This window comes from Gemmatimonas sp., assembly GCF_041689975.1.
Classification (GTDB): Bacteria; Gemmatimonadota; Gemmatimonadetes; order Gemmatimonadales; family Gemmatimonadaceae; genus Gemmatimonas.
In genome coordinates, this window is record NZ_JBDNFF010000354.1 from 1 (window position 1) to 4,142 (window position 4,142).

General features: G+C 54.7%; 2 protein-coding genes. Both read left to right on the forward strand.

Annotated elements, in window-relative coordinates:
* Positions 1 to 1,941 (forward strand): type I restriction endonuclease subunit R (locus ACESNG_RS20835; RefSeq protein ID WP_373070657.1); only part of this gene is annotated, 1,941 nt, incomplete at its 5' end.
* A 1,223-nt stretch (positions 1,942 to 3,164) separates the two neighbouring features.
* Positions 3,165 to 4,142: hypothetical protein (locus ACESNG_RS20840; RefSeq protein WP_373070659.1), on the forward strand; the 978-nt coding region annotated here is incomplete at its 3' end.

Consider the following 4,142-nt stretch of genomic DNA (forward strand, 5'->3'; position numbering starts at 1 on the left):
CTTGACCTGGATACGCAAATCAGTGACACATTCACGGCTACAGATGTGCCGAATGTCGTTTCGACAGATTCGCGTGAGCAACTTCAGGCTCTGTTGCGGGCGGGCACCCGCAAAGTGCTTATCACCACTATTCATAAGTTCGCTGAGGCCGACGGTGTTTTAGATGACCGTTCCAACATTGTGGTGATGGTCGATGAGGCGCACCGAACGCAAGAAGGTGACTTGGGGCGAAAGATGCGCGAGGCGTTACCGAACGCGTTCCTGTTTGGTTTGACAGGTACCCCCATCAATAAGCGTGACCGCAACACGTTTTATGCATTCGGTCATGAAGGCGATGACGGTGGGTACATGTCAAAGTACTCCTTCTCGGACTCAATTCGTGACGGGGCGACCCTGCCGCTTCATTTTGAGCCGCGGCTGGTTGAACTTGATGTGGATCAGGAGGCACTCGATGAAGGGTTCGCTGAGCTGGCGGAAGGACTCAGTGTTATTGAAAAGTCGATCCTGTCAGCTCGGGCAGCCAACGCTGCGAATCTACTAAAGGCGTCGGACCGGGTCGATAAGGTCGCTTCTGACATTGCCGAACATTTCACGGGTAGCGTGGAACCCAATGGGTTCAAAGGCCAAGTTGTCGTTTACGACAAAGAAGCATGCGTGCTGATGAAAGCGAGTCTGGACAACTATCTTGATCCGGAAGCATCGACGATTGTTATGTCGATGGATGCCCGTGACCCGCAAGAGTGGCGGGATGCGTACGGGCGGGATAGAGATGCGGAAAAGAAAGTGCTTGACCGCTTCCGAGACCCTGCAGATCCGCTGAAACTCCTTATCGTTACTGCGAAGCTCCTTACTGGTTTTGACGCACCGATCCTTCAAGCGCAGTACTTGGATAAGCCGCTCCGCGACCACACACTCTTGCAGGCCATCTGCCGCACAAACCGCACTTACCCGGGAAAAACTCACGGCTTGGTCGTGGATTACCTTGGTATTTTTGACGATGTTGCCCAGGCAATGATGTTTGATGATTCCACTATTACCAAGGTAATCACGAACATTGCCGCGCTGAAGGAGCAACTTGCTCCAGCTATTGCTGACGCACTTGCCTTCTTCCCTGGGGTGGATAGAACGTTAGATGGTTGGGAAGGTCTGCAGGCCGCACAGGAAAAATTGCCCGATGATGCCATCCGTGACGCTTTCGCCTTGACGTACAGCACGGTGTCACAACTATGGGAAGCCATCAGCCCAGATCCTGTTTTGACCCAGCATGAAGCCGATTACCGATGGCTTACGAACGTGTACGAGTCTGTGCGACCGGCAGACCACACCGGCAAACTCGTTTGGCATTCTTTGGGAGCTAAAACTCTGGAGCTGATCAACCGCAATGTCAAAGTTGAGGTGCCGCGCGATGATTTAGAGACGATCGTCCTCAATGCGGAAACCCTTGACGGACTGGCAGAGGGGAATGCGACTACGCACGCCACCATCAAGACGATGGAAATTACGATCGCTGCTCGAATAGCGAAACACGGATCTGACCCTGTTTTCAAAGCCTTGGGTCAGCGTTTGCTTGACTTACGAGACAAGTACCAGCACGGGCAACAAGCAAGTTTAGAGTTTTTGCGGGAACTACTTGAGTTAGCGCGTGACACAGTCGCGGCGGAAAAAATTGCCAAAGAAGTTCCGCGTGAAGAGCGGGGCAAAGCCGCACTGACAGAACTTTTCGATTCGGTGAAGAACGTGGATACGCCAGCTATGGTCGAACGAATCGTCGAAGACATTGACGCCGTGGTGCGCGCTGTCCGCTTTGACGGTTGGCAGGACACTGCTCAAGGAGACCGCAAAGTCCAGCAGGCCCTTCGGAAAACATTGTATGTTCGTTACAAGATGCGCGACCAGGCGCTCTTTGATAGGGCCCACGAATACATTCGCGAGTATTACTAATGGGCCCGAATGAATTGGGTGAATTCGACGCGTCTGACACCTGGGGGAGACTCATAAGAGCAGCTGTGGCTTCTCTGGATTCTCGAGATCTCCACATCGTCGTGAAGGACTCGGAGGAATATCAGGCCTCACATAGACCAGGTATCCCCAGGCCAAGCATCTGGAGCGCAGTCAATGCCCCGCTTGTAGTTGTTTCCGGTGGTGAAGATCAGTTTGTGGAAGCCCTCCGGGAAACGATGGTGAGGGGGCCAGTCCTTACAGAGTTCGGGTTTCAGCGATCGTCGTCCCTTTCTCGGCACAACGAATACAAGGTAGTTGCTGATCTAATCTCGTCTACGAGTCAAAGCCAGGGTGTCCTCGCAGTCGTTACGTCGGCCTCATTTGTAGGTTCAGACAGTATTGCTCGACTCCGGTCTGACCTAACGTCCTCATTGAATCTGCGACACGTGGTTTTCGCGTCAGGAGTGCTTGACGGTGTGTCTCGCAATTTTGAGGTGGCTTGCCTGATCTTCAGTGGCAGCCCGAGAGACGGGGATGACGTCTCGTTCTTCCGGATGACACCAGCAGGGCAAGACGTGTCGCTTTTCTTTGACGATCAGTCATCCCTGCTTGCCAAATCGCAAATCAGCACCCGGTTCGGGTACTGGGCCAAGATCAGTCAAGGTTCCTCAGATTCGCTCGCGTTCGACTATCGAAATCCTGAACTCAGGGACAAGCGCAGCCACCTAGCCAACTTGGGTCACATGAGGACTGTTGAGTCCTTATTCGAGGTGTTGAAGCCACCGCCAACTCCTGCCAGGAATCGCAGACCCGTACCCGCTGAGCCCCGACGTGCTGATGATCAGACGACAAGGGCTCAGGACTCCTATGCCGATTCTTCGGAACCCGGAGTGCTGCGTGAACTGTCCGGTCGTGATGTAGAAGCCGATGGTGTGGAGAAGGCAGACTAGGAATCCAGATACCGAAAGCCAACGGACAACGACGTGATTATCGAGGCCGGTGATGTCATCGTTAGGTCGGTAGTTCCTGCTGGGAGCAGAAGCTCGTCGGGCCTTGTATTGGCTTCGTATAGCGGCAGGGAGCCTTGCATCGCAGGTGCCCTCATCCTCGTCTTGCGACCCAAGGAGCCAACACAAACTCGCGAAACACTCCTAGCCACCTTGTTCATGAGGTCCCCCGTATGCGTCCGCATTCTCACAGCCAAACGAGGTGGAGCAGTTACGATGAACGTTCTGCGAGCCCGCGACCTAGCAGAGCTCGAAATACCTATGCCCGACAGTTCGACGGCAGAGGCAATCGTCGAAATTGTTAGCGTTCGAGAGTCGCTTCGTGAGTGGCTGCTAGACGCAGATGAAGTCCTCGACAGCCTTTACAAGACCGAGAACGCTGTAGCGGCGAAGCAAGATGTTCTTGACGTCAGCAGGACCCTGAGAGCCCGAGTCGAGTTGGGCCATGCGTTGGACGGTCCATACGAGCGCTACCGAACGACTTACCCGTTTCCGCTGGCCGTCGGCTGGAGAAAAGTGGAAGCTGCCTACAGCGGGCCAGACCCTGAATCCGCCTTGCTGCAAGTCTTAGATGCTGCGGAAGTGACGATGGCGTATGCGGCTTGCGTGGCACTACTTTTCGCTCGGTCGCAGGGGTTAGAGCTTGGCTGCGTAAAGGACATCCGGAAGAAGCTGGGAACCGGTAGGTCCGGCATGGGGTTCGGCGACTGGGTAAACATCCTCAACGAGGCAACTCTTAGCAAGCAGGCGAAGCGTGTACCAAGTACCGCACCCCTGGTGGAAGTTCGTCAATTCTTCGACACCCCAGGTGTCACAGAAGGCAGAGCAAGGCTGAAGAAACTACGAGATGCCTTTGCCCATGGGCGACGAATAACCGGCACCGAACTTGATGAGGCCCGAGATCAGTCTTTCCAGGATCTATCGGTCCTCATGGAAGCAGCTGCTCCGCTATCGGACCTCGGATTCATTCTCGTAGACCAGGCCAGAGTTGACTCGATAAGGGGCACCACGGCCCTTCGCTACCGAGAATTTCGCGGCGACCATCCAGTTGTCCCTTACCGAGAAACTCACGTGGACGGGATGCAGTTCGAAGAGGGCAGCCTCTACCTCAGGGATACCGACGGAGGCTGGCACCTGATGAGGCCATACCTCCTCTCGAATCCGTGCCCGACCTGTCATGCCTGGTCAGTCTTC